1 rRNA gene is annotated in these 211 nt (G+C 48.3%); it reads right to left on the bottom strand.

The window, feature by feature from the left end:
* Nucleotides 1-144 (bottom strand): 23S ribosomal RNA (locus LCF57_RS11170); the annotation flags it as partial.
* Between the last annotated feature and the right edge of the window lie 67 nt (nucleotides 145-211).

Genomic DNA, 211 nt, shown 5'->3' with positions numbered 1-211 from the left:
CGATGAAGACAGCCGGGTTTCCCCATTCGGACATCCCCGGATCAAAGCTTGCTTACAGCTCCCCGAGGCTTTATCGTTGTTCGCCACGTCCTTCGTCGGCTCCTGACGCCTAGGCATCCTCCGTGTGCTCTTTGTAGCTTAACCTAGTATTTACAATGTAAATACGATTGACTACCTTAGTTTCACTTGTTTACACAAGATCAGCTTAAAG

The sequence above is a fragment of the Paenibacillus sp. BJ-4 genome, from assembly GCF_020404765.1.
Classification (GTDB): Bacteria; Bacillota; Bacilli; order Paenibacillales; family Paenibacillaceae; genus Paenibacillus.
Note: the sequence above shows the minus strand (reverse complement) of the source record. Positions and strands in the feature narration are given on the sequence as shown.